The 23,348-nt window shown below is 41.9% G+C and carries 26 protein-coding genes; 19 read left to right on the top strand and 7 right to left on the bottom strand.

From position 1 onward, the window contains the following. Window positions 1–89: 89 nt before the first annotated feature. Entirely contained in the window at window positions 90–1,010 is a 921-nt protein-coding gene (locus AC2CZC_RS01585) for a 2-hydroxyacid dehydrogenase (RefSeq protein ID WP_484583577.1), read from the top strand. A gap of 221 nt (window positions 1,011–1,231) precedes the next feature. Further along, window positions 1,232–1,366 (top strand): hypothetical protein, encoded by a 135-nt coding sequence (locus AC2CZC_RS01580; RefSeq protein ID WP_275424192.1) that lies wholly within the window; start codon window positions 1,232–1,234, stop codon window positions 1,364–1,366. A gap of 44 nt (window positions 1,367–1,410) precedes the next feature. Here the strand turns inward: AC2CZC_RS01580 and smrA are convergent, their stop codons facing one another. The 3 genes from smrA to AC2CZC_RS01565 all read right to left on the bottom strand — a co-directional run bounded on the left by smrA (window position 1,411) and on the right by AC2CZC_RS01565 (window position 3,014). Continuing rightward, the gene (smrA, locus tag AC2CZC_RS01575) at window positions 1,411–1,992 is read right to left on the bottom strand and encodes a DNA endonuclease SmrA (protein ID WP_237135424.1); all 582 of its coding nucleotides are present in this window, start codon (window positions 1,990–1,992) and stop codon (window positions 1,411–1,413) included. A 218-nt stretch (window positions 1,993–2,210) separates the two neighbouring features. Continuing rightward, on the bottom strand, window positions 2,211–2,450 hold the full coding sequence (locus AC2CZC_RS01570; RefSeq protein ID WP_063360317.1) for a hypothetical protein: 240 nt from the start codon (window positions 2,448–2,450) through the stop codon (window positions 2,211–2,213). 102 nt (window positions 2,451–2,552) lie between these two features. Continuing rightward, a complete protein-coding gene (locus tag AC2CZC_RS01565) occupies window positions 2,553–3,014 on the bottom strand; it encodes a hypothetical protein (RefSeq protein ID WP_484583576.1) in 462 nt (153 codons plus the stop codon). 92 nt (window positions 3,015–3,106) lie between these two features. Between AC2CZC_RS01565 and AC2CZC_RS01560 the strand changes: the two genes are divergently transcribed. Continuing rightward, a complete protein-coding gene (locus AC2CZC_RS01560; protein ID WP_063360256.1) occupies window positions 3,107–3,490 on the top strand; it encodes a response regulator in 384 nt (127 codons plus the stop codon). 86 nt (window positions 3,491–3,576) lie between these two features. Here the strand turns inward: AC2CZC_RS01560 and rpsT are convergent, their stop codons facing one another. Next, complete coding sequence (gene rpsT / locus AC2CZC_RS01555) at window positions 3,577–3,837, bottom strand: 30S ribosomal protein S20 (protein ID WP_010382487.1); 261 nt, start codon at window positions 3,835–3,837, stop codon at window positions 3,577–3,579. A gap of 402 nt (window positions 3,838–4,239) precedes the next feature. Here rpsT and murJ point away from each other — a divergent pair, with 402 nt between their 5' ends. The 13 genes from murJ to AC2CZC_RS01490 all read left to right on the top strand — a co-directional run bounded on the left by murJ (window position 4,240) and on the right by AC2CZC_RS01490 (window position 18,931). Continuing rightward, window positions 4,240–5,817, top strand: a complete 1,578-nt coding sequence (murJ, locus tag AC2CZC_RS01550) for a murein biosynthesis integral membrane protein MurJ (protein WP_484583575.1) — start codon at window positions 4,240–4,242, stop codon at window positions 5,815–5,817. 93 nt (window positions 5,818–5,910) lie between these two features. Next, window positions 5,911–6,840, top strand: coding sequence for a bifunctional riboflavin kinase/FAD synthetase (gene ribF / locus AC2CZC_RS01545; RefSeq protein ID WP_484583574.1), 930 nt, complete (start codon window positions 5,911–5,913; stop codon window positions 6,838–6,840). 20 nt (window positions 6,841–6,860) lie between these two features. Next, complete coding sequence (ileS, locus tag AC2CZC_RS01540) at window positions 6,861–9,689, top strand: isoleucine--tRNA ligase (RefSeq protein ID WP_484583573.1); 2,829 nt, start codon at window positions 6,861–6,863, stop codon at window positions 9,687–9,689. A gap of 9 nt (window positions 9,690–9,698) precedes the next feature. Next, window positions 9,699–10,205, top strand: a complete 507-nt coding sequence (gene lspA, locus AC2CZC_RS01535; RefSeq protein WP_484583572.1) for a signal peptidase II — start codon at window positions 9,699–9,701, stop codon at window positions 10,203–10,205. Continuing rightward, on the top strand, window positions 10,202–10,642 hold the full coding sequence (gene fkpB, locus AC2CZC_RS01530; RefSeq protein ID WP_063360251.1) for an FKBP-type peptidyl-prolyl cis-trans isomerase: 441 nt from the start codon (window positions 10,202–10,204) through the stop codon (window positions 10,640–10,642). The genes lspA and fkpB overlap by 4 nt, the downstream gene beginning before the upstream one ends. After that, complete coding sequence (gene ispH, locus AC2CZC_RS01525) at window positions 10,642–11,571, top strand: 4-hydroxy-3-methylbut-2-enyl diphosphate reductase (RefSeq protein WP_484583571.1); 930 nt, start codon at window positions 10,642–10,644, stop codon at window positions 11,569–11,571. The genes fkpB and ispH overlap by 1 nt, the downstream gene beginning before the upstream one ends. Before the next feature lie 3 nt (window positions 11,572–11,574). Continuing rightward, window positions 11,575–12,618 carry a sensor histidine kinase gene (locus tag AC2CZC_RS01520; RefSeq protein WP_484583570.1) on the top strand — a complete coding sequence of 348 codons (1,044 nt, stop codon included), beginning with the start codon at window positions 11,575–11,577 and terminating at the stop codon, window positions 12,616–12,618. Beyond that, a complete protein-coding gene (locus AC2CZC_RS01515) occupies window positions 12,596–13,270 on the top strand; it encodes a LytR/AlgR family response regulator transcription factor (protein WP_484583569.1) in 675 nt (224 codons plus the stop codon). Before AC2CZC_RS01520 ends, AC2CZC_RS01515 begins: the two co-directional genes overlap by 23 nt. Before the next feature lie 98 nt (window positions 13,271–13,368). Beyond that, on the top strand, window positions 13,369–13,920 hold the full coding sequence (gene pilV / locus AC2CZC_RS01510) for a type IV pilus modification protein PilV (RefSeq protein WP_063360248.1): 552 nt from the start codon (window positions 13,369–13,371) through the stop codon (window positions 13,918–13,920). 2 nt (window positions 13,921–13,922) lie between these two features. After that, window positions 13,923–14,900: a PilW family protein gene (locus AC2CZC_RS01505; protein ID WP_484583568.1), complete on the top strand. Its 978-nt coding sequence runs from the start codon at window positions 13,923–13,925 to the stop codon at window positions 14,898–14,900. Beyond that, entirely contained in the window at window positions 14,894–15,385 is a 492-nt protein-coding gene (locus AC2CZC_RS01500; protein WP_063360246.1) for a pilus assembly PilX family protein, read from the top strand. Before AC2CZC_RS01505 ends, AC2CZC_RS01500 begins: the two co-directional genes overlap by 7 nt. Beyond that, window positions 15,382–18,525 (top strand): pilus assembly protein, encoded by a 3,144-nt coding sequence (locus AC2CZC_RS01495; protein ID WP_484583567.1) that lies wholly within the window; start codon window positions 15,382–15,384, stop codon window positions 18,523–18,525. Before AC2CZC_RS01500 ends, AC2CZC_RS01495 begins: the two co-directional genes overlap by 4 nt. Next, the gene (locus AC2CZC_RS01490; protein ID WP_484584826.1) at window positions 18,515–18,931 is read left to right on the top strand and encodes a type IV pilin protein; all 417 of its coding nucleotides are present in this window, start codon (window positions 18,515–18,517) and stop codon (window positions 18,929–18,931) included. Before AC2CZC_RS01495 ends, AC2CZC_RS01490 begins: the two co-directional genes overlap by 11 nt. Here the strand turns inward: AC2CZC_RS01490 and AC2CZC_RS01485 are convergent. Both AC2CZC_RS01485 and AC2CZC_RS01480 read right to left on the bottom strand, forming a co-directional pair. Beyond that, the gene (locus AC2CZC_RS01485; protein ID WP_484583566.1) at window positions 18,928–19,449 is read right to left on the bottom strand and encodes a GspH/FimT family pseudopilin; all 522 of its coding nucleotides are present in this window, start codon (window positions 19,447–19,449) and stop codon (window positions 18,928–18,930) included. The genes AC2CZC_RS01490 and AC2CZC_RS01485 overlap by 4 nt on opposite strands. A gap of 194 nt (window positions 19,450–19,643) precedes the next feature. Next, window positions 19,644–20,183, bottom strand: coding sequence for a pilus assembly FimT family protein (locus AC2CZC_RS01480; RefSeq protein WP_484583565.1), 540 nt, complete (start codon window positions 20,181–20,183; stop codon window positions 19,644–19,646). A 132-nt stretch (window positions 20,184–20,315) separates the two neighbouring features. On the opposite strand from AC2CZC_RS01480, the gene glnB reads away from it, so the two are divergent. Continuing rightward, entirely contained in the window at window positions 20,316–20,654 is a 339-nt protein-coding gene (gene glnB / locus AC2CZC_RS01475) for a nitrogen regulatory protein P-II (RefSeq protein ID WP_010382451.1), read from the top strand. A 50-nt stretch (window positions 20,655–20,704) separates the two neighbouring features. On the opposite strand, the gene AC2CZC_RS01470 is transcribed toward glnB, so the two are convergent. Further along, entirely contained in the window at window positions 20,705–21,463 is a 759-nt protein-coding gene (locus AC2CZC_RS01470; protein WP_484583564.1) for an outer membrane protein assembly factor BamD, read from the bottom strand. Window positions 21,464–21,586: 123 nt separating this feature from the next. Between AC2CZC_RS01470 and rluD the strand changes: the two genes are divergently transcribed. Both rluD and pgeF read left to right on the top strand, forming a co-directional pair. Next, entirely contained in the window at window positions 21,587–22,564 is a 978-nt protein-coding gene (rluD, locus tag AC2CZC_RS01465) for a 23S rRNA pseudouridine(1911/1915/1917) synthase RluD (RefSeq protein ID WP_484583563.1), read from the top strand. 4 nt (window positions 22,565–22,568) lie between these two features. Further along, window positions 22,569–23,294, top strand: a complete 726-nt coding sequence (pgeF, locus tag AC2CZC_RS01460) for a peptidoglycan editing factor PgeF (RefSeq protein ID WP_484583562.1) — start codon at window positions 22,569–22,571, stop codon at window positions 23,292–23,294. The last annotated feature ends 54 nt before the right edge of the window (window positions 23,295–23,348 follow it).

Raw genomic sequence — 23,348 nt, 5'->3', positions numbered from 1 at the left:
AATTTTATGGTGATCTCGCACTATTATCCGCATGTCACTAAACGATATACTGTGCAAAGTGAGCTTTGTATTTTAAATCGGGGAGTGATATGTCTGTATTGGTTTGTATAACCGGAAGAAACAATGAAAAATTAATGGCAAAATTACAAGTTGCATTACCTGATGTTAACTTGCAGCTATGGCCTGAATGCGACGACTTATCAGGCATAGAGTTTGTATTAACATGGAAAGCGCCCGAATCACTTTGGCAGCAATTACCGAACCTGAAAGTGGTGCAGTCTTTCGGCGCAGGTGTAGATGGCATCCCCATGAATAGTCTCCCGTCAGATGTAACTGTTGCAAGGATTGTTGATCCGCAGCTTAGTGATGATATGGCACAGTATGTATTGTCTCATGTACTGGCTTATAAATTGAGGCACCAATCATACATTGCTAATCAAGACACTCAATATTGGAAGCCGCGCCGCGCGAGAACGGGTGAAAGTGTAGGCATACTCGGTTTGGGTGAACTGGGTAAAGTTGTTGCAAAGCGTTTATTAGATAATGGTTTTACGGTCAGAGGGTGGTCTAGAAGCCATAAAGAGATTGATAACATTGACTGCTTTCATGGAGAGGATCAACTTGAAGCATTTGCCTCTGAACTCGACTATTTAGTGTGTTTGTTACCATTAACTGTGGAAACACATGGCATATTGAACAAGTCTATTTTTCATCATGTGTCTAGTGAGTGTTTATTGATTAATGTCGCAAGAGGCCAGCATTTAAATGAACAAGACTTGATTGAAGCGCTAGATAAAGAAGAGCTTGGTGGTGCAGTCTTAGATGTTTTTGCCACAGAGCCATTGCCCAAAACTCACCCTTTTTGGAAGCATCCTAAAGTGATGGTCACCCCGCATATTGGAGCTGTGACAAATCTAGATACGGTTGTTGCACAAATTGCAGAAAATATCCGAGCTTGCATCGCGGGACTACCGATTAAAAATGCAGTGGATGTGAACAAAGGCTACTAATATTTTTAGATACTAAAAAAGAATTAATTTTGACTGAAATTCTCTCAAGTTGATTTTATTAATGAATGATTTAATAGAGAAAAAAATTAACTCTCTGATTTGTAAGTAAATGTAAGTAATAGTTATTCTAATTTACATAATTACTGTATATAAAAACATATTGTGACATCTTTTTATATTCAGTATGTTAGGAAAAAAACAATAATAAGACAGGAAAAAAAATGAAAAACGGTCAAGGTGGTGTGAAACTTTATTTTGTCGTTATTTCTGTACTTGCACTGGGTGTTTCAGCTTGGTTTAACCAAGCGCAGGCCGCTGAGTGCCAAACCTGTACGTACTTTGTTCAAAATCAATAGAGTATGTTGAAATGAATATGGGGCTTTACGCCCCATCTTGTGCCTTATCTCTTCGCGTGTATTTCTCTATTTTCTAGTTTTTTCTCATCGCTTTTCTTGAGTAGCGTGTATGTTGAACCGCTCCCACCATGGCACGTCAAGGCAGAGTGAAAAGCTAATACGTTAGGCATTTCTTGAAGCCACTTGTTACAGTAGCTTTTCAGAATAGCAGGAAACGGCTTACTTTTAAGGCCGATACCATGGCGTATAAGTAAAACACGGATATTTCTTTTTTGGCAGTCTGTGACGAATTCGAACATGGCCTGTCGGGCTTCGATAAATGATTTGCCGTGTAGATCAAGTGTTGCATCAATCTGGTATTTGCCCAATCTTAAGTTTTTGTAAACACCTTCTTGGACACCATCTTTTTTATAGCCTAATTGATCATGAGGGTCTAACAGGTCAACATATTCAGTGGATAAAAAGTTGGGATCGAAGTCTAATTCTTTTTGAGCTGCTTTGCGCCTTGCTAGTTGTGCATCCGTTGGTTGGTTTTGCTGTTTTTTAAGTTGTGCGCGATTATCTTGTGCCAGCGGTACAACATCGCCCATTGAAGCTAAAAATAACTCTTCATCTGTCATTGCCATGACGAACCTCCAATAAGGGACAATTTTCACGATTTTAGCCTATCCCTGAAACCTTGGATAGCCTTAAACAGGTGAATATTTTTTTGATCTAAATTGGGGTGAAAAACGTAGCGCGTCTGACAATTAATCTATTTGTGTGAATAGATATGTATTTTTATTTAATAGATATTATTAATGATAGTGAGCTGAGATTTCGTGTACCTCAGCTGGCTGATTTTTTAGTTGCTATCGTAGTGCTCTAGTGTAAACACTTTAAACAAATAAAAGGAGTTAATCAAAATTAACCCAAGATTAGAAATCACAGAAGTATCCATAAGATCTAGACTAAACAAAACGAACAATAAGCTACAAGCCATAATAGCTGCGGCTCGAAGCAATGTTTTATGATTAATAAAAAGAGCTCCAAATCCCAGTACCAGTAATAAACTATTCAGTAACCAGTCAAACTCATTAGCCATGATCTTAAATAAACTCCATAGATGATTAAAAAGGGGCGCCATTATGCGCCGCTTTTTTAGTCATCTCAAACGAGTAATTTTATGATTTTCGGATGAGTTTTTCTAATGGGTTGCTAAGTGTTTTATTGCAGCGATGAAACCTTGGGTTTCAATAATTGCATATTTTTGGCATGTATTAGGTTTTGACACATCTTGACACAAATAAAGCGTGCTGCGCTCCGATGCTTTAATTGGCTGTAAGATGGAATCAAATAAAACAGGTTCGATACCAGGCAAACCTGGCCAATAAACGCTCTGGGTTACCATGTTGAGCTTTTTGTATGTAATAAGTTTAGGCTTTGGAATCAATATAGCGATAAGTGTGATAACCCCAATGGCGATAAGCGTTTTCAGGCTTTTTTTCGGTGGTTCGGTTTCTACTCCTTGATGGCCGTGTTGCTGTGCGAGCTCTTGCTGTCGTTTAATTTGCTGTTCAGAGAGGCGACGCTTTTTCTTTTTGTTTGCTTGTTGCTTTTGAAAGTCACTTTTATTCAATAGTGTTTGTTTTTTTGGATTATTTGCCATGCTTAGGTGTAGCCTTTTGGTTGCAGGACTCTATAATAGTTCTATGCTATAGATGATAGCGCATTTCTAATTACTAGCCCACGGGAAAGGATATGGAACAACAAATCTCTATTCTCATTGTTGATGATGTAGGAACCGTTCGCAGCTTTTTGCATCAAACATTGATGCATTTGGGAATTGACAATGTAAAAGAAGCATCAACTGCAAAACAGTGTATTGAAGCCTGTAAAGAGCGACACTTTGACATTGTTTTTTTGGATATAGAATTACCAGATGGAGATGGAAAAGAATTAATTGCTGAACTGGCTCAAATAAATCCTGAGATCAATGTAGTAATGGTATCTGCCCACTCAACGGTTGACAACGTAAAAGACGCTATTGAACGTGGGGCGAAAGGGTTTGTTGTAAAACCTTTTTCTCCTAAGAAAATTGCAGCAATGTTGAAAAAGTTTTATCCGAAATTGGAAATAGCGTAATGTTTTGAAAGCATTGCGTTTTACCTCTGTATGATAGGCATAAAAAAACCGACTTACGTCGGTTTTTTTATATCCATTTCCACAGATTATAGCGCTTTGATTTTAGCAGCTAGGCGGCTCTTGTGACGAGCAGCTTTATTCTTGTGGATTAGACCTTTAGTTGCGTAGCGGTCTAGGATTGGAGTTGCAACAGCAAATGCTTGCTGTGCAGCTTCTTTATCACCAGCTTCAATAGCAGCGATAACTTTTTTGAAGTATGTACGCATCATTGAACGACGGCTTGCGTTGTGCTGACGACGCTTTTCGCTAGTGATAGCGCGTTTTTTTGCAGACTTGATGTTAGCCAAGGTATGCTCCTAACAATCTTTTAAAAATAAGCTTAGTTTTAAGGCCGAGGACTATGCCTGTTTTATGATCCAATGTCAATAAAAATTAACCTGTCCGACCTATGTGTTTCAGTACGGCTTTGCTACATCTTTTATGCTAGTTAGCGTAAGATGCGCCGCCTTTAGTAAGTCTGTAAAACCATCTCCTAAACCTGTGGTCCTCGGCAACGGCGTTAACAGACTACGAATCATAAGCCTAAAGGCTAATGATTAATGCGCGTATTGTAGCAAAACACAGAACCCAAGCCTAGCTTTAATAATGAAGTACGTCGCTTTCTTATTTGTGCCCGATGTTTAGTGGTTATGGTTCTTGCTTGTCTGTGGCATACTTGGCGCTTATTTTTATTTCTTAAGGTAAGTTTAGTGGCAAAAGGGCTATTCAAGTCAGGCATGATTGTGAGTGCAATGACTATGCTGTCTCGCATTTTGGGGTTAGTGCGTGATGCGGTCGTTGCAAATTTACTTGGTGCTGGGCTCGCGGCAGATGTATTTTTATTCGCAAATCGCATTCCAAACTTTTTTCGACGTTTGTTTGCTGAAGGGGCTTTTGCGCAAGCGTTTGTCCCTGTTTTATCTGAGATTAAAGAAAAACATGGCGATGACGAAGTACGTGTCTTTGTTGCGCAAGCTGCGGGAACACTTGGGACTATCTTACTGTGTGTTACCATATTTGGGGTTGTTGGCTCTCCTATCATAGCCGCACTATTTGGTACAACTTGGTTTATTGATTGGTGGCAAGGCGGAGAAAATGCAGATAAATTCCTTCTGGCCAGTGCATTACTTAAATTTACCATACCTTATCTATTCTTTATTTCATTGGTTGCATTATGTGGCGCGGTAATGAATGTTTACAACCGTTTTTCCGTTGCGGCGTTTACACCTGTACTATTAAATGTTTGCTTAATTAGTTGCGCTTTACTACTACACGACCGTTTTGAGCAAGGTGCTTACGCCTTGGCTATTGGTGTGTTCATTGGCGGTGCTGCTCAATTGGCATTTCAGATTCCTTTTTTAGGTAAACTAGGCATGTTATCTCGTCCAAAATTTGCTTGGCATGCGCCACATGTGACAAAAGTTCGCAAGTTGATGCTGCCTGCTATTTTTGGTGTCTCGGTTAGCCAGATTAATTTACTACTTGATACAATCATTGCCGCTGCATTAATGACTGGGTCAATTGCGTGGCTCTATTACTCGGATCGCCTTATTGAGTTTCCGCTTGGATTATTTGGTATTGCCATTGCCACAGTTATTTTACCAACGCTATCAAAGTTGCATGCGAATGATAAGGGTGAGAATTTCCAGCAAACAATGGACTGGGGGGTACGATTTGTACTTTTACTCGGGTTCCCAGCAATGGGAGGGCTGATTGTAATAAGTCCTTTAATTATTTCTGTGCTATTTGGGCATGGTGAGTTTAAAAATGGCGATGTTGACAATATAGCAGCTGTCAGCGCAGGTGTGACGGCATATAGTGTAGGTTTGGTCAGCTTTATGCTGATTAAAGTGTTAGCGCCTGGCTTTTATGCAAGGCAGGATACTAAAACACCAGTAAAAATCGGTATTAAGGCACTGACTCTCAATATGATTTTCAATTTGGCACTAGCGCCTTTCTTCGGTTACTTGGGCCTCGCTCTAGCCACTTCACTGTCAGCGACATGTAATGCTTTCTTGCTTTATCGTGGACTTAAGAGAGAACAGGTTTATACCGTTTCAACCTTTTCATTGTGGTTTGCCGCAAAAGCCATTTTTGCAACTTTGGTTATGGCTAGCAGTGTTTATTGGCTATCACATCAGCTTACGTGGCGAGGGGAAGGAATTGCGACACAGTTATGGGTTTTGGGTAGTTTATTAGCGAGCGCAATCTTTTTGTACTTCTGCGTTTTGTATGTTTGTGGCGTTAGGGTGTCGACGATAAAAGAAATTCGGCAGATAGAAGAATAAATAGACTCGATTGAAGGTCTTCATAGCTCGCATTTCTAACTAACTTGGGTATAATCGGGCTTTTTGAAGACTCGAGCAAAAGGCACGCGTTGTATGCAATTAATCAGGGGCATCCATAATATTCGACCACACCACTACGGCTGTGTTTTGACTATAGGAAACTTTGATGGTGTTCATTTAGGCCATACTGAAGTATTAAAAGGGCTCAAAGCAGACTCTGAAAAATACAACTTACCCAGTACCGTCATGCTCTTTGAGCCGCAGCCGCAAGAGTTTTTTATTAAGAACAAAGCGCCAGCTCGATTAACACGACTGCGTGATAAGCTTGCGTTGCTCGCTGAGAACGGCATAGAGCGTGTTATTTGTGTTAGCTTTAATAACAAGTTTTCAAATCTGGAAGCTGAATTTTTTGTCCGTGAAATACTTTATCAACGTTTGGGGGTTAAAGCCCTGACGGTGGGTGATGATTTTCGTTTTGGCAAAGCTCGTAAAGGCGACTTTGCGATGTTATCAAATATCGGACATGAGCTGGGTGTACATGTTAAAGATACATTGAGCTTTAGACAGCAAAACAGTCGAGTCAGTAGTACGCTTATTCGCAATGCGTTAGCACAAGGTGATCTTCACAAAGCACACGAGATGTTAGGTCATACTTATGCTATCTCTGGGCGGGTTATTCATGGCTGGAAAAAGGGTCGAGAGCTAGGCTTTCGCACCGCAAATGTAGCATTGAAGCGACAAGTGAGTCCTGTACAAGGAGTCTTTGCTGTCAATGTTTACATCCAAAATAAGATTTACAACGGTGTAGCTAATGTTGGTACAAAGCCGACGCTAAACGGCAAGCGTGCATTATTAGAAGTACACCTATTTGATTTTGACCAAGATATTTATGGTCAATTTATTAAGGTGGAGCTTATTCATAAGCTTCGCAATGAACAAAAATTTGAGTCACTGACGCATCTGACAAAGCAGATATCGGCAGACGTCGATGCAGCAAGAGCAGTATTTTCTAAAATTAGGTAGCCGAACGGAAAGTAAGTTAAATGAGCGATTACAAACATACTTTAAATTTACCGGAAACATCGTTTCCGATGCGTGGCAATTTGGCGCAACGCGAACCCAAAATGCTTAAAAAATGGTATGAACAAGACTTATATGGTCAAATTCGTAACGCGAAGAAAGGTAAAAAGCCATTTATACTGCACGATGGCCCTCCTTATGCGAATGGCAATATTCACCTAGGTCATTCAGTAAACAAGATTTTAAAAGATATCATTATTAAATCGAAGACGTTGTCTGATTTTGACGCGCCTTACGTGCCTGGTTGGGACTGTCATGGTCTACCAATCGAGTTGATGGTAGAGAAAAAAGTCGGTAAGCCGGGCAAGAAAGTATCGGTTGCTGAATTTAGAGAAAAATGTCGCGAGTATGCTCGTAAGCAGGTTGATGGCCAAAAAACAGACTTTAAACGCCTAGGTGTGTTTGGTGATTGGGATAAGCCATATCTGACAATGAACTTCGACTTCGAAGCGAATGCGATTCGAGTACTTGGTCGTATCATTAAGAATGGTCATTTACACAAAGGTGCTAAACCTGTGCACTGGTGTACTGACTGTGGTTCTGCGCTTGCTGAAGCAGAAGTGGAATATCAAGATAAGCAATCACCTGCAATTGATGTACGCTTTGTATTTACCGAAGCGGCTGCAGTAGAGAAAGCTTTTTCACTGTCTGAAGGTCATGAAGGCAAAGGCGATATCAGCACAGTTATCTGGACGACAACACCTTGGACACTGCCTGCAAACCGAGCTGTTGCTGTACACGGCGGCCTTGAGTATGCTTTAGTTCAAATTGAAGACGAAGGCAAAGAGCAGCGCCTAGTATTAGGCTCTGAGTTAGTAAAAGACGCAGTTGACCGCTTTGGCTTCAAGCAATATCACGTATTAGGCTACTGTAAAGGTGATACGTTAGAAAACCTAGAAGTTGCGCACCCATTCTACGATTTTAATGTTCCGGTTATCCTTGGTGAGCATGTTACGACTGATTCAGGTACTGGTATCGTTCATACAGCGCCTGGTCACGGTCAAGAAGATTTCGTGGCAGGACAAGCATATAACTTAGAGGTTGCAAACCCTGTAGGTGCGAACGGTGTATATTTACCGGACACACCAATTTTCGCTGGCCAGCATGTGTTCAAAGCGAACGCAAATGTGATTGAGCTACTGACTGAAAAAGGCATGTTAATGCATCATCATGCATTAACGCACAGCTATCCACATTGTTGGAGACATAAAACGCCAATTATTTTCCGTGCAACACCGCAATGGTTTGTAAGCATGGATCAAGCTGATTTACGTAAAGACTCGATGAAAGAAATCGAGAAAACACAGTGGATCCCAGCTTGGGGTGAAAACCGCATTGCTAACATGGTAGAAGGTCGCCCAGATTGGTGTATTTCACGTCAACGTACTTGGGGCGTGCCAATTGCACTATTTGTTGATAAAGACACGGGTGCACTTCACCCAGATACTGAAACTCTAATTGAAAAAGTAGCTGATTTAGTGGATCAAGCTGGCATTCAAGCTTGGTATGACTTAGAACCAAGCACTTTACTAAATGAAGCAGACGCTCAGCAGTACGTTAAAGTGCAAGATACGCTGGATGTATGGTTTGACTCTGGTGTCACACACGCATGTGTTGTTGATGCAAGAGAAGAGCTGACTGGCCCTGCAGATTTATACCTAGAAGGCTCAGATCAGCACCGCGGTTGGTTTATGTCATCTATGATGACGTCTGTGGCTATTAACGGTCACGCGCCGTACAAGCAAGTGTTAACGCATGGTTTCACAGTGGATGAAAACGGCCGTAAGATGTCAAAGTCTTTAGGTAACGTGATTTCACCACAAGACATCATGAATAAACTAGGTGCTGACATCCTACGTTTATGGGTTGCTTCAACCGATTACACAGCTGAGATGACAGTTTCTGATGAAATCTTCAAGCGTTCAGCTGACCGTTATCGCCGTATTCGTAACACTAGCCGTTACTTATTGTCTAACTTAAGTGGTTTTAATCCAGCAACGGATTCAGTTGCCATTGAAGATATGGTTGAGCTGGATCGTTGGATTGTGTCTCGTGCAGCAGAACTGCAAAGTGAAATAGTTGAAGCTTATGACAACTATCAAATGTTGGTGGTCACGCAGAAACTAATGAACTTCTGTACAGGTGAATTAGGCTCATTCTATCTTGATGTTATTAAAGACAGACAGTACACCGCGAAGAGTGACAGCCATGCTCGTCGTTCATGTCAGACTGCGCTATATCATATCGCAGAGGCAATGACGCGCTGGATGGCGCCTATCTTGAGCTTCACGGCGCAAGAGCTTTGGGAAGCATTGCCAGGTGAACGTGGTGAGTTTGTTTTCACTGATGTTTGGTACGATGGAATTACAGGTGCAACGTGTGGTCAACTTGATAATACGTTCTGGCAAGAGTTGTTAACAGTTCGTGATGAAGTGAACCGAGTACTAGAGAACGCACGTAAAGAAGAAGTCATTGGTGCAACGCTACAGGCTGAGGTAACGCTGTACACAGGTGGTGAATTAGCTGAAAAACTTCAAGGCTTAGAAGATGAACTACGCTTCGTATTACTTACTTCAAAAGCACATGTTGAAGTAGTATCAAGCCAACCAGATGGCTCAGTGGCATCTGAGATCGACGGTTTATTCATTAAAGTTGCTGCAACAGATGCGGCGAAATGTGATCGTTGTTGGCATCACAGTGAAGATGTTGGTACAAGTGAAGCGCACCCTGAGCTGTGTGGTCGCTGTATTACCAATGTCGACGGTGAAGGCGAGCAGCGTAAATTTGCATAGGAGTTGCAAGTGACCAAATTGACCGAACGAAGTGGTCTAGTGTGGTTATGGCTGAGTCTACTGCTTTTTGCAGTAGACTACGTCACAAAAGCATTAGTTGTTGCAAATATGAAGCTGTATGAATCAATAGAGCTGTTGCCGTTTTTCAATTTTACATACATGCATAATTATGGTGCTGCATTTAGTTTCTTAAGTGAAGCCGGTGGGTGGCAAAGATGGTTCCTCAGCGGTATAGCCTTAGTTATCAGCGTATTGTTAGTCGTTTGGCTAAAAAACTTAAGAGCCAATAACTGGGTTCTATGTGGCGCTTATTCATTGGTGCTTGCAGGCGCAATAGGTAATTTATATGACCGCGTAACTTTAGGCTACGTTGTCGACTTTTTACATTTTTACTATCAAGACTGGCATTACCCTGCTTTTAATGTTGCTGACATGGCGATTGTCGGAGGTGCAGGTTTGCTTTTATTTGATGCATTTTTTGGTGATAAAACCAATACTCGGGAGAAAGAGGCGTGAGTGAACAAGTCATAGGCCCTAAATCAGAAGTTCTGTTCCACTATTCAATAAAGCTGGAAGATGGATCTGCTGCTGACTCAACAAAGGTGAACAATAAGCCTGCTAAGTTGTTTATGGGAGATGGAAGCCTCACTGAAAATTTTGAAAGCTGTTTATTGGGGTTAAAAGAAGGTGACAACAAAACCTTTGAGCTCCAGCCAGAAGATGCTTTTGGGATGCCAAATCCAGATAATATTTATTATTTAGATCGCACCAAGTTTGGTGCCGATACGCCTGCAGAAGTAGGCAGTATCATTGCCTTCACTCAGCCTGATGGCACTGAATTGCCAGGGCTTATTCGTGAAGTGGCAGGGGACTCTGTTACAGTTGACTTTAACCACCCGCTTGCAGGTCAGGTGGTGACGTTTGAAGTAGATATCTTAGAGGTTCATAGTTAATGGAAATCTTGTTAGCTAATCCACGAGGGTTCTGCGCAGGTGTAGATAGAGCGATTAGTATTGTTGAGCGCGCGCTCGATATTTTCGAAAAGCCTATTTATGTACGTCATGAGGTTGTGCACAACAAATATGTTGTGAATGGTCTCAGAGATAGAGGCGCAGTATTTGTTGAGGAGCTTCATCAAGTGCCAGATGACAGCATTGTCATTTTTAGTGCGCACGGTGTCTCACAACAAGTGAGACAAGAAGCGAAACGACGTGAATTGAAAGTGTTTGATGCAACTTGTCCATTGGTGACCAAGGTCCATATGGAAGTGACTCGAGCGAGCAGAAAAGGCACTGAGTGCATTCTAATTGGTCATCACGGTCATCCAGAAGTTGAAGGTACTATGGGGCAGTACGATAATCCTGAAGGTGGGATTTATCTTGTTGAGACACCTGAAGATGTTGCCTCGTTAGAAGTCAAAGACGCGAGTAATTTATTTTATTGTAGCCAAACGACATTGTCTGTAGATGATACGGCAGATGTTATTGATGCATTGCGTGAGAAGTTTCCTGAAATCCATGGACCACGCAAAGATGATATTTGCTATGCAACGCAGAACCGTCAAGATGCAGTACGTGACTTAGCTGATAAAGTTGATTTGTTACTCGTGGTGGGTGCAAAAAATAGCTCCAATTCAAATCGCTTACGAGAGTTAGCAGATAAAATGGGCACCGCTGCACACCTTATCGATGATGAGAAAAGTATTGAGGCTGATTGGTTTAATAATGTAGAACGTGTAGGCGTCACTGCCGGTGCGTCTGCTCCTGAAGTTTTGGTTCAACAGGTAATTTCTCGCTTGAAGGAATTGGGTGGACATACGGTTGTAGAAAATCCAGGGCAGGAAGAGAATGTTGTGTTTGCAGTGCCTGTAGAGCTGAGATAACACATGACACCATGGGTTCATTCGACGTCGATTGACCGTGGTTTATTTAAGGCGATGCTCACTGAGCGAGGCATACTTGCAATGATTATTGCCTCGCAAGCCGTCGCCTTTATTTATACACTGGCTAGTGGTAAGGACTTTTGGTTAAGCCTGGGTTTAGTCAGCCTTTTCACACACGCAAATGCATTTATCACACTTGCATTGATAGCCCTTGTGTTGCGATTTTCAAAACCACTTTCGTTCAAGAGCGAGCTTGGTTTGGTGCTGGTTTTCTTCCAGTCCGTATGTATTGTGACAAGTTTACTCGTTCAATATTCCCCGTTTACTCCCGTTGAGCCAGTCGATTGGCCGTTTGTTATTAATAACAATGCAATCTGCGGTTTTGTGGTGATTTTGTTACTGCATTTCATGGCAATTTATATCGATAACCTCAACACCATTGCACATGCAGCGAATGCTGAGTTAGAGGCGCTACAAGCGAGAATTCGACCTCACTTCTTACACAATGCGTTGAATACATTGGCAGAGCTTTGTCATGAAAGCCCAAATGATGCTGAGGAAGCGGCTTTAACCATGGCGAAACTGATGCAAGTCGCTTTTGCACGCAATAAGACACATAGCTTAGGGCAGGAGATATCTCTGACAAAAGGGTATTTAACAATAGAGAAATACCGCTTTGAACACCGCCTTAAGGTTGTGTGGTTCGTTAATAATGTTGATTTAAATGTCAAGGTACCCGCGCTTATTTTGCAGCCGCTGGTAGAAAATGCCGTAGTTCACGGTATCGAGCCTGCTAGGGAGGGCGGGGTGATCAACATTGAAGTGAATTTTGTGAATTCAATGTTAGCTCTTAAAGTAGATAATCCATTTAACCCTGGCTCAAAATCACGCTCGGGCCAAGGGATCGCCCTTGAAAACATAACTCGCCGTCTATTAATTTACTATGGTGAAAAAGCAACTTTGAAGACATCGCAAAAAAGTGGTAGATTCTTGTTAACAGTTATGTTGCCGCTTGGAGCTTTGAATGAAATATCTGGTAGTAGATGATGAACCGATTGCACGACGACGCATACAGCGATTACTCGGTGAATTTGAGATACTAGAGTGTGTTGGAGAAGCACCGGATGGCGAAAAAGCGGTTGAGCTTGTTGAGAGTTTAAAGCCTGATCTGGTATTTCTAGACATTTCGATGCCAGGGATGGATGGCATCCAACTTGGAAAGTATTTGCGAGAAAATAACGCCAATTTGAAATTGGTATATGTGACTGCTTACCCAGAACATGCATTGAAAGCTTATCAAATTTTCGCTTCAGGTTATCTTGTTAAGCCTGTAGATCGGAGCCAAATATCTGAGTTATTAAATCACCTTTTCCCTGATTCATTGGCTAAGCTGCAATATCAAGTAGGGCATGATATTCGTTGGGTAAATGTACCTGATATTTTGATTGCGCAAACAGACGATAGATATACGCATATCTATTTTGAAGGTGGTGATGCACTGATTGACATGCCTTTGAAGAAACTACTGTCTGATTATCCCCACCATTTTGTCCAAGTGCATCGAAATACCATTGTTAAAAAGGCGAGCATTGTAAAATTAGAAAGTTGCGAAGGGGGACATCGAGTTGTTCTCAATGGTCTAGCAGAGCCTGTACAGGTAAGTAGACGTGCTTATGCGAGCTTAAAAACAGTGTTTTAACCACTGACCCTCATTGATTGACCGTTTAGTCATCTGGCGGTTTGGTTATCAAAAAAAAGCGATAATATGTAATATAGAGTATATATTGAGTTTTTTTCATGGGTAATTTGTTTCCAAAAAAAGTCCAGGCAGGGTTTACCTTATTAGAAGTAGTAGTTGCTTTTATGGTGCTTAGCTTTGGGTTGTTAGGTGCGGTTGCACTGCAAGCGAAGGCGAAGCAAGCAAGCTTTGACTCGATGCAGCGTGCTGCCGCAGTTGCCTTGGCAGGAGATATTATTCAGCGGATCAGGTCAAACGACACGGCTTCATTAATTGACCTATATGGTGGCTCGTTCACGAGTGAGACCGAACTCAATACGGATACAACGTGCTTTTCTAACTTTTGCAACAATCAGGCGATAGCTAATTTAGACAAAGAACAATGGAAGCAAGCTATTCGGGCAAAAGAAAATACGGGTTCTTTAGACGATACAACAGTCTGCATCACCCCTGTTAGAGATGGGGATGGCTTTGAAGTTACTGTGACCGTCGCTTGGGTTGGTCGTCAAGCGATTAAAGCAAACAGCACGACATCGGGTATTAACTGCGGTACTAACGATGACTACAGAAGGCTCGTTTCTTTATCTAGCTTTGTGCTTGTAAGGAGTTAGCAATGCGCCAGCGTGGGTTTACTTTGATCGAAATCTTAATCTCGCTTTTTATCGGGGCGATACTCTTAGGTGGCGTTGTCGCGACGTATGTCAGTATGCGAGTGACGACAAAAGACACGATGGCCATCGGAGAGCTGCAAGAAATAGGTCGATTATCTTTAACATTGCTCCGTAGAGATTTGGAGCAGATAGGGTTTTGGGGCACCTTTTACGATAAAAGCTTTAGTACTGTTAACTCCGTAAGTCCACCTAATCCCGCTGGTGATTGTTTTGGGGGGTTGAATAACGGTAGCTTCCCTGCCGCTGTGCCTACTAACTTTCGCCCCATTTATGCCAGCTATACGACTACGGGTACTACGCTAGAGTGTATCACTGGCGCAAAAAAGAATACTGAAGCCCTGCAACTTAAATTCCTAGAAGGTGATCAAATCATCAATGACGCAGTAAATAGTAATAAATATTATTTTATTGCGCAGCAAGAGCAGGGGGAGTTTATTGCGGGGAGAGACTTTGTCGCTTTACCCAATGTAAATGCGACGCTCTGGCCATACAGTCATCATGTTTATTACATAAGCGAGCAGCAGATAACCATTAATAATGCGCCATTGACAATTCCGGTACTGATGAGGAAGAGGTTAACTGTGACCGGTCAGATGACCACTGAAACCGTCATTGAAGGCGTTGAGGATATGCGTTTTTTATTTGGTATTGATATTGATGGTGATAGCCGAGTGGATAGCTATCGCAGCGTTAAGCAAATGACAGCTGCTGATTGGGAAAGGTCAGAAGGTGTATTGACAGTTCAGGTTATTGTACTTGTTAGGTCTTTGGAGCCTGATCCTGGAATAAATTTGAAGAACCAAAAATATACATTAGGGAACGATACCGACAAAGTCATTCATACATTTTCAGACAGTTATAGGAGAACCGTTTTTTCAACGACTGTTCAGCTATATAACATGGGGTCTTCAGCATGGTAAATCATTCGAAACAAAAAGGGATGGTATTAATCGTCTCTATGGTATTGATCGTTGCGGTGACGAGTATCGCTGTGACACTGATGAGTAGCAGTACGATTGATATAAAAATTACCAATGCAGCTCAAGAACGTGAAACAGCTGAGGCCTATTTAATGGGTGAAGTACAGCGATTGGTAAAAGATCAAAAACAAATGTTTGGTGCCAGTAAGTTTCATTTAACAAATGGCCAAATAGACGCTAATGATGGTGGCGTTCACAAGTTTGATAATGAAAACCAAGAAAGCCTCGTCGATTATGAATTGAGAAACTTGAATAAAGGACAGTTAGAAGTTCCGTGCCCTAGGATATATGGTTATACCGAGGGGGTTGTCTGCAATATGACTGAGTTAACGAGCTCTGTAGAGTATGGTGACCAAGGCCGCCATAAGGTGACAGTCGTTATTGGTATTGGTCAAGAGATTCAAGATGTTAAGGCAAATCAATGATGTACTTTAAAAGACTTTTCTTAGTCTGCTTGCTGGTAAGCAGCAGTGTATATGCTGAAGACATAGAGTTGTATGTAAAACATGATGTGGGTGGCTCTGAAAAGTCACGTGTCATTGTGATTTTTGATACCTCCGGCAGTATGGCGTGGGATGTAACCGACGGTCGGCGTTGCTATGAGTATAAAAATTGGCGGCTGAGATCTGTAGAGTGCTTTGATACCTCAAAGACATCCAAGACTTGTTATAAGTACAAAAATGGCCGTTATCGCTCTTCAAGGTGTTATGACAGTAGACTGAGGGTTGCGAAAGACGCCATGACTACCTTGGTGAACGACAACCCTGACTTTGACTTTGGCTTAATGCGCTTGTATTCCAGTTCAGGGGGGTATGTTTTAAATGGCATTGGTGCCGACCCCAGTGTGGTTGTGAGTAAAATAAATGCGCTTAGAGCCAGCGGCAGTACTCCCTTAGCGGAAACCTTGTGGGAGGCATATTTGTATCTTAAAGGGGAGTCCGTTGATTATGGTTTTAATGGCGGTAATGACAGGGATAAGTCCATTGAATATAACAACACATACATATCGCCTTTTGCGCCTGTAGCGGGTGAACCTGAGCGCTGCGATACCTCAACGAACATTATCTTGATGACTGACGGTGACCCAACAAGTGATACAGGAAAAGATACTGACATATCTGACGAACATTTAGCAACGTTTGGCTCAAAACCGGATAAGCTATCTAATAGCTATTTAAACACCTTGGCAAAATTGATGCGGGGTACCTCAGAAACGCCTATTGACTTATACCCAACTACACCTGATAAACAAGACTTTGCGCGAGTCTACACAATTGGGTTTGGTACCGGGATGTCTGATGCAGGTAAAGCGTTACTGAGACGAACGGGGGAGATTGATGGTGGGGGCGATTACCTTCACGCAAATACGGCATCACAGTTATCTGAAGCACTAAAACTAACTATTTCAAAAATTCGAGAGCAAAGCGATAGTTTTTCATCTCCTTCCGTGTCTACAAGTAGTTCTGATTTGAGTCGCAGTGGTGATTCTGTTTACTTCACCATGTTTTATCCGGAAACTCATACTCGATGGGCTGGGAATCTTAAAAAGCTGAAAGTGACTGGTGGTATCGTACATGGCTCATCCAGCACAACTAATGCGATTAATGATCAAGGCCAAATTGATAAGTCAGTAACAACATTTTGGTCTGCGCCAAGCAGTAAAGATGGCAATGTAGTATTGGAAGGCGGGATTAATTACCAGCTGACCGAGCGGCAAACAGTTCGTCGTTTGTATTCAGATTATGGCAAAGGGGCGCTGTATGATTTTGATTATGCGTCAGCTTTAAATGCCCATCAAGGCTCATTGGTCAACTTGGCCGCAAAGCTTGATAGTTCAACGTCTGAAGTTCAAAACACGATGTTATGGGCAAGAGGGCTTGATGTAGATGACCAAAATGGTAACCGTATCACTAATGAAAGGCGAAAAGATATTTTTGGAGACCCACTTCATTCAAGGCCTGTGACCATAGATTATGGCAATGATGATTTGAGGGTGATTGTTGGGACCAATGCTGGCTTTTTGCATATGTTTAAAGACAAAGGCGAAACAGTTGAAGAAAGTTGGGCATTCATTCCAGACTCACTCCTAGATATCTTAAAACCGCTTAGAGATCGCAGGCAAGATACTAAACTATATGGTATGGATGGACCTATCACAGTGTATTTTTGGGATAAAAATGACAGTGGAGTGGTGGATTCTGGCGAAAAAGTTTGGTTGATTGCGGGTATGCGACGTGGTGGCAATGAATATTACGGTTTTGATATTACGGTACCTGATCAGCCCAGAATGCTGTGGGGCGGGCCAATTAAGGGCGGGGTCGGTGATTTTACTGAGCTAGGCCAGTCTTGGTCTAAGCCTATTGTTTCTTTTATTACCGCCCAACCTGACAAGCCTGTGTTAATTTTTGGTGCGGGGTATGACACGAATAAAGACAATGCCATTTTTTCAGAAGACAGTAAAGGCAGAGGAATATATATAGTTGATTTAGAAAGTGGTAAGCCCGTATGGTCTTTGACGCCTGATAATGGCTTTAAAGGCGAGCATAGTATTGCTGCGGATGTGAGTGTGCTTGATTCTGACTATGATGGTTATGTTGATAGGATATATGCAGCTGATACGGGGGGGGGGCTGTGGAGAGTAGATCTACCTAGTAGCAAACCGGACGATGAAGATGCGCCGTGGACACATTATATGCTGGCTAACTTAAGTGGTGGGAATGACAATGCGAAAAGAAGGTTTTTCTATCGTCCCATGATAGCAAGAACTTACTTTAGTAAGGTCACCGAAGAAATTGTAGATGGCAAGGCGACTAAAATTAGAAGGGATGTGCCGTATGAAGGTATCTTGATTGGTAGTGGTAATCGAGCGAAGCCAACGTCGACACATATTAAAAACTTTTTATTTATGGTCAGAGATGAGAACACAAAAACTCAGTCATTTACATCAGATAATACGCCAAGTGTGATCCGTGCAAGTAATTTGTTTAATGTCACCAATGATCCATTCAAATCTAGCCTAGATAGTTATGAGAATTTTTTAGATCAAGAAGTCGAACTGGGTAAAGCGAAAGGTTGGAAGATTAGATTAGAGACCGGAGAAAAATCTCTCTCTGCAGCGACAGCGATAGGTGGTTTGGCTTACTTTACATCATTTTCGCCAACGACGGTGTCAGAAAATCAATGCTCGATTGGCGAAGGTACAGGGTACTTGTACATAGTGCACCTGCATTATGGTATGCAAGTATTCCAACTTCGTCGTTACAGAACGACAGCCACATTACCAGATACACCACGGACGCATTACGATGTATACGAAGATCCAATCACGAAGAAAAAGACGGTCAAAGCCAAGATCATCAGTCCAACAGTGATAAAAGATGACGCGTTAGATGATATGTTTGGTGGTAATCCAGCTGACGGTATTGATCCTTATAAGCTTGAGCCACCTAATGTTTATAAAAATGCTGATGGCTCTGCGAATGTACCAGGTGTTTCGCCGTTAACTATCACTTACGAAACAAGACAGCTCTATATTTACAAGAAAGAAGATAATGATGAAAAGTAAAATGCGTATTGACTCAGGTTTTACGTTGGTTGAGCTCGTAATTGTTGTAGCGATTGTAGGGATACTCGCCACCCTGGCGTATCCCAATTACTCTAGTTATATTAAACGCGGCGCGAGAACTGATGCCATGACCATCTTATTGGATGCGGCAAATAAGCAGGAGCAGTATTTCGTGGATAATCGGGAATATGCCAGTAAATTGGAAGATATCGGTATACCAACAACAAGCGAAAACGGGTATTTTACTATCTCAGTCAGTGTCAGCAATGGGGGCTATACCTTAACGGCAACCGCCACAGGTGGGCCTGTTCAAGGAGATCTTGAGTGCAGTAGCTTATCTGTTAATAATTTAGGTATAAAAACAGTGACAGGCACAGCCAGTGTTGATACTTGCTGGGAACGCTAAAGTTTGCATTTAGAAGTATCTTGCAGCCTTGTGCGGCCAGCAGTGCTTAAAGAAAGTGCTTTACCAAATTTGCTGCCATCGTGTTTGGTGACGCAATAGACAAAAGTCCCATTTGCAAGGCCCCAAGTACAGCCTGTATGTTTGAATGTTATTCCAGCTCTTTGATAACTAATATCATCAGCAGGATTGATGCCTGTACTGACAGTAAGAATCGTATCTTGATCGTTTAAGCATTTTAGCTGGCCTCTATCAATGAACAGAGTGAGTTCAGTATGCCAATAGTTTTTTGCGCAGCAGTTTGAAACCAACGGGCACAGTGTGACACGTTCACCAGAATAAACCGCTTGGAGCCTGGCGTAACTTATTAACCTGTCTAGGTACATGAGTGCGTGCCTGGGCCTATTAATAGAAAAAACTTCACTCATAGAGGGAATTGCAAGTGAAGTGACAATGGCACATATTGATAGCACGATAAGCAGCTCAAACAGTGAAAACCCAGTATTTTTAATTTTATTCATCAATTCCACTCCAGTCCTTGAGTATGGGTACGCATTTGGGTGACTTTGGGTGTGGATTTGAGGGATGAAAATTTATATATCGTTGGCCATGTACACTTTATTATTATTTTTTAGTGCATCTGTACAATAGCGAGTGTGAAAATGAAAAAGTTAATCTTTTTTGATTTCAAAACTCTTTTGTAGCATGTTGAAGTTTAGGTGCAAGTTTGTGTTGTATCACCAGTAAATAGTGCCGTACCTGCTTGGGTTATATTGAGGCTTTGGTTTTGTGTTGTAGCACCGTTTGGGCAGTAGATAAATGTACCATTTTGTCCGTCACCAAGTCGGCCGCTTGAGTCAAATTTTAATGAGGCAACAGGGTAGTTTAAGTCATCATTATCCAATACTCTTTCCATTACTCTCAATAAATCATCAGTGTCAGTCGTGTATGTGCCGTTATTGTCGCGATCTACAAAAATAACGATTCGATTGCTTTTCCAGTCTGTGTTGCAAGTAAAGTCTTGATTTTCTAATAGTAAAGTTTCTAGAACAGGGCATACGATGACAATTTCATCGCTGGCTGTCGCTTTTGCTCTAGCAAAAGTAACAGTGCGTTTTAGCTCTAATAAAAAACTTTGTGCGCGATTTTCTTGATAAGTGGAACTTGTGAAGAAGAAGGTTAGGGAAGCCAATACACCTAAAATAGCAATGGTGATTAACAATTCCAATAAGCTCATGCCGCGTTGGTATCGCATATTATGCTCCAAATATAGGCTGGTTATGATACTTTATTTTGCGCTTTTTCAATATATTATTCAACAGCTATGTTTGCCATGCTTGCCCCTATTGTCTAAAATCGACGCATTACCAGAGGAAGCATGATAATCATGAAGAAGATTGAAGCAATAATTAAACCATTTAAGTTAGATGATGTAAGGGAAGCCCTGTCTGATATAGGTATTACTGGCATGACTGTGTGTGAAGTCAAAGGTTTTGGACGCCAAAAAGGCCATACTGAGCTTTATCGTGGCGCAGAGTATATGGTTGACTTCCTACCAAAAGTAAAGCTAGACATTGTACTTGCAGAAGAAGATGTCGATCGTGCAATTGATGTTATTTTGAAAACGGCTCAAACCGGTAAAATTGGTGATGGCAAGATATTTGTCACAGAGGTTGAGCGTGTGGTTCGGATCCGTACTGGGGAAGAGGACGAAGAGGCGATTTAACTTCGAAACCAGTGGGGAGTTCAGGCATCACAGATGCCTGAACCAAAATATTAACGTTGGTTAAGCGCTTTTGTCTTTCTGACATTATCACTGAGATCGGTTAAACCAAGTTTGTCGTAGCTCTTTTCCATCATATCCAGCGCTTCAAGCAAATAGCTGCTTTGTGAATAGTGCTCAACAACATATTTACCACGGTTAGCTGCTGCTAAATACGCTTCACGCTCAAAGTAGTAATTGGCAATTTTCAGTTCATAACGAGCCATTTTGTTGAGCAGCCACGCAAGGCGTTTTTTCGCTTCTGGCGTGTAGCTGCTATCTGGATAGTTTTTAACTAACGTAGATAAATCTTGGAATGCAACACGTGTTTTGCTTACATCTCTATCCGCACGGTCAACGCCGAAGTATTCCTGAAATGCATTTTCATCGGCTTTAATATTAATTAAACCACGCATGTAATACATATAATCTAGGTTTTTGTGATTCGGGTTCAATCGAATAAAGCGGTCTACTGTTGCAAGTGCTTGATCGATATTGCCTGTTTGATAATGCGCATAAACCAAATCCATTTGTACTTGTCTAGAGTAAGGACCAAATGGGTAACGAGCATTAATTGCGCCAAGTAGTTGAATAGCTCTTGCGTAAAGGCCCGAGTCTAGTGTGCGTTTGGCATCTTCATATAATGCTTGTACAGATTTGTTTGGTACACGTTCAATTTCTTCTTGTTCTGGTGCTGAAGAACATGCGGCTAATCCTAGTATAGATGCGCTAATAAATACTGCAGCAGCGCGTTTTCCCAACTTCATTATCATTTTATTTTACTACCTTCGTTGTCTTCGGCTAGGCCAAGTCGGTAAAACCGAGTAAACTATGCATTTATGCGATTCTAACCCAGTCGAGCGAGGCTTGCACTGGTAATTTAGGTAAAGTTACACATGTCAGAGCAAATTTCTCTACAAGCCGAAGTGCCAATCGAGTTAGGCGGTAAACGTCTAGACCAAATATTAGCGCAATTGTTCCCTGATTTTTCACGTTCAAGAATAAAAACTTGGATTTTAGATGAGAAGGTAACTGTTAATGGTCAAACATTGAGCACACCGAAAGAAAAGCTATTTGGTGGTGAAGTCGTAGAGATCGAAACACAAATAGAAGCAGAGCGCGAATATGAAGCGCAAGATATTGCACTAGATATCGTTTATGAAGATGATGATATTCTGGTAATTAACAAACCTATAGGTTTAGTTGTACACCCAGGTGCAGGTAACCCTAACGGTACGGTACTTAATGCACTCCTGTATCATCACCCTGATATTATCAATGTACCGCGTGCTGGTATCGTGCATCGTTTGGATAAAGACACCACTGGCTTGATGGTGGTTGCAAAAACCATTCAGGCGCAAACTCATTTGGTTAAAAACCTGCAAGCGCGCACCAATTTCACACGTGAATACGAAGCTATCTGTAACGGTACAATGACAGCTGGTGGTGTAATTGAAAAGCCGATTGGTCGTCATGCCACTAAGCGGACGCATATGGCGGTACATGAAATGGGCAAACCTGCGATTACGCATTATCGTGTTGCTGAAAAGTTCAGAGCACATACGCGACTCAGGTTACGTCTGGAAACAGGTAGAACACACCAGATCCGTGTACACATGGCATACTTAAAGCATCCATTGATTGGAGATCAGCTTTACAATGGCCGTCCTTGCCCACCGAAAAATGCCTCTGCAGAATTTTTAGAGACATTGCGTGGCTTCAAACGCCAGGCACTACACGCTGTTAAGCTCAGTATCGCACACCCAATTACCGGTGAGAAAATGACTTGGGAAGCACCCATTCCGGATGATATGCAAGCGCTGACTGAGATGCTAAGAGCGGATACGAAAGCTAACCCTCAAATTGAATACTAGTCATATGATATTGCCTCAATGGCCAGTGCAAGAAAAAGTCGGTGCTTTAACAAGCACCCGCTTGGGCGGTTATTCTAAGGCGCCTTTTGATACGTTTAATCTGGCGAGTCATGTCGGAGATTGCGTTGAAGACGTTAACAGTAATCGTAGGCTGTTAGGGGAATCTCTTCCTGGCGACCCTATTTGGATAAACCAGGTTCATGGTTCGCATGTACACCTTGTTGATGCGGATACAGAGTTTGACAAGACATGTAGTGCAGATGCTTTGTATACGCGATTAAGAAAACAGCCTTTAGCAATCATGACCGCAGATTGTTTGCCCATTCTATTAGCAAGTCGACAAGGTGATGAAGTTGCGGCAATCCATGCTGGCTGGCGGCCACTTGCTAGTGGTATTATCGAGAACACGCTAAAGTGCTTTCGTGCACCTGCAAATGAGATAGTGGCTTGGTTTGGGCCAGCAATTGGACCTACTGCGTTTGAAGTGGGGGCTGAAGTTAAAGATGCCTTCATAGACAAATTACCAGCGCAAGCTCAGGCATTTACGCCCAAGGGTGAGAACAAGTTTCTCGCGGATATCTTTTTATTGGCTCGCATTCAGTTAAATTTGTTGAATATAAACTATATTTATAGCGATGAACTTTGTACTTACAGTGATAGTGAGCAATTTTTTTCATACCGCCGAGAGGGGCAATGTGGACGCATGGCAACCGTGATCTGGCGCAAATAAATTCTATTCCCTACTTGAACATATTCACCAAAGGACCCACTTAAAGAAGTAGTT

This window comes from Pseudoalteromonas sp. MMG033 (assembly GCF_057197785.1).
The sequence above is the reverse complement of the archived record's forward strand: the minus strand, read 5'-3'. Positions and strand labels throughout refer to the sequence as shown.

Excerpts from the sequence above, each read along its gene's own strand:
- AC2CZC_RS01585 (WP_484583577.1), top strand. The coding sequence starts at position 90 with ATGTCTGTATTGGTTTGTATAACCGGAAGAAACAATGAAAAATTAATG.
- AC2CZC_RS01580 (WP_275424192.1), top strand. The coding sequence starts at position 1,232 with ATGAAAAACGGTCAAGGTGGTGTGAAACTTTATTTTGTCGTTATTTCT.
- smrA (WP_237135424.1), bottom strand. The coding sequence starts at position 1,992 with ATGGCAATGACAGATGAAGAGTTATTTTTAGCTTCAATGGGCGATGTT.
- AC2CZC_RS01570 (WP_063360317.1), bottom strand. The coding sequence starts at position 2,450 with ATGGCTAATGAGTTTGACTGGTTACTGAATAGTTTATTACTGGTACTG.
- AC2CZC_RS01565 (WP_484583576.1), bottom strand. The coding sequence starts at position 3,014 with ATGGCAAATAATCCAAAAAAACAAACACTATTGAATAAAAGTGACTTT.
- AC2CZC_RS01560 (WP_063360256.1), top strand. The coding sequence starts at position 3,107 with ATGGAACAACAAATCTCTATTCTCATTGTTGATGATGTAGGAACCGTT.
- ribF (WP_484583574.1), top strand. The coding sequence starts at position 5,911 with ATGCAATTAATCAGGGGCATCCATAATATTCGACCACACCACTACGGC.
- ileS (WP_484583573.1), top strand. The coding sequence starts at position 6,861 with ATGAGCGATTACAAACATACTTTAAATTTACCGGAAACATCGTTTCCG.
- ispH (WP_484583571.1), top strand. The coding sequence starts at position 10,642 with ATGGAAATCTTGTTAGCTAATCCACGAGGGTTCTGCGCAGGTGTAGAT.
- AC2CZC_RS01520 (WP_484583570.1), top strand. The coding sequence starts at position 11,575 with ATGACACCATGGGTTCATTCGACGTCGATTGACCGTGGTTTATTTAAG.
- AC2CZC_RS01515 (WP_484583569.1), top strand. The coding sequence starts at position 12,596 with ATGAAATATCTGGTAGTAGATGATGAACCGATTGCACGACGACGCATA.
- pilV (WP_063360248.1), top strand. The coding sequence starts at position 13,369 with ATGGGTAATTTGTTTCCAAAAAAAGTCCAGGCAGGGTTTACCTTATTA.
- AC2CZC_RS01505 (WP_484583568.1), top strand. The coding sequence starts at position 13,923 with ATGCGCCAGCGTGGGTTTACTTTGATCGAAATCTTAATCTCGCTTTTT.
- AC2CZC_RS01500 (WP_063360246.1), top strand. The coding sequence starts at position 14,894 with ATGGTAAATCATTCGAAACAAAAAGGGATGGTATTAATCGTCTCTATG.
- AC2CZC_RS01495 (WP_484583567.1), top strand. The coding sequence starts at position 15,382 with ATGATGTACTTTAAAAGACTTTTCTTAGTCTGCTTGCTGGTAAGCAGC.
- AC2CZC_RS01490 (WP_484584826.1), top strand. The coding sequence starts at position 18,515 with ATGAAAAGTAAAATGCGTATTGACTCAGGTTTTACGTTGGTTGAGCTC.
- AC2CZC_RS01485 (WP_484583566.1), bottom strand. The coding sequence starts at position 19,449 with ATGAATAAAATTAAAAATACTGGGTTTTCACTGTTTGAGCTGCTTATC.
- AC2CZC_RS01480 (WP_484583565.1), bottom strand. The coding sequence starts at position 20,183 with ATGCGATACCAACGCGGCATGAGCTTATTGGAATTGTTAATCACCATT.
- glnB (WP_010382451.1), top strand. The coding sequence starts at position 20,316 with ATGAAGAAGATTGAAGCAATAATTAAACCATTTAAGTTAGATGATGTA.
- AC2CZC_RS01470 (WP_484583564.1), bottom strand. The coding sequence starts at position 21,463 with ATGATAATGAAGTTGGGAAAACGCGCTGCTGCAGTATTTATTAGCGCA.
- rluD (WP_484583563.1), top strand. The coding sequence starts at position 21,587 with ATGTCAGAGCAAATTTCTCTACAAGCCGAAGTGCCAATCGAGTTAGGC.
- pgeF (WP_484583562.1), top strand. The coding sequence starts at position 22,569 with ATGATATTGCCTCAATGGCCAGTGCAAGAAAAAGTCGGTGCTTTAACA.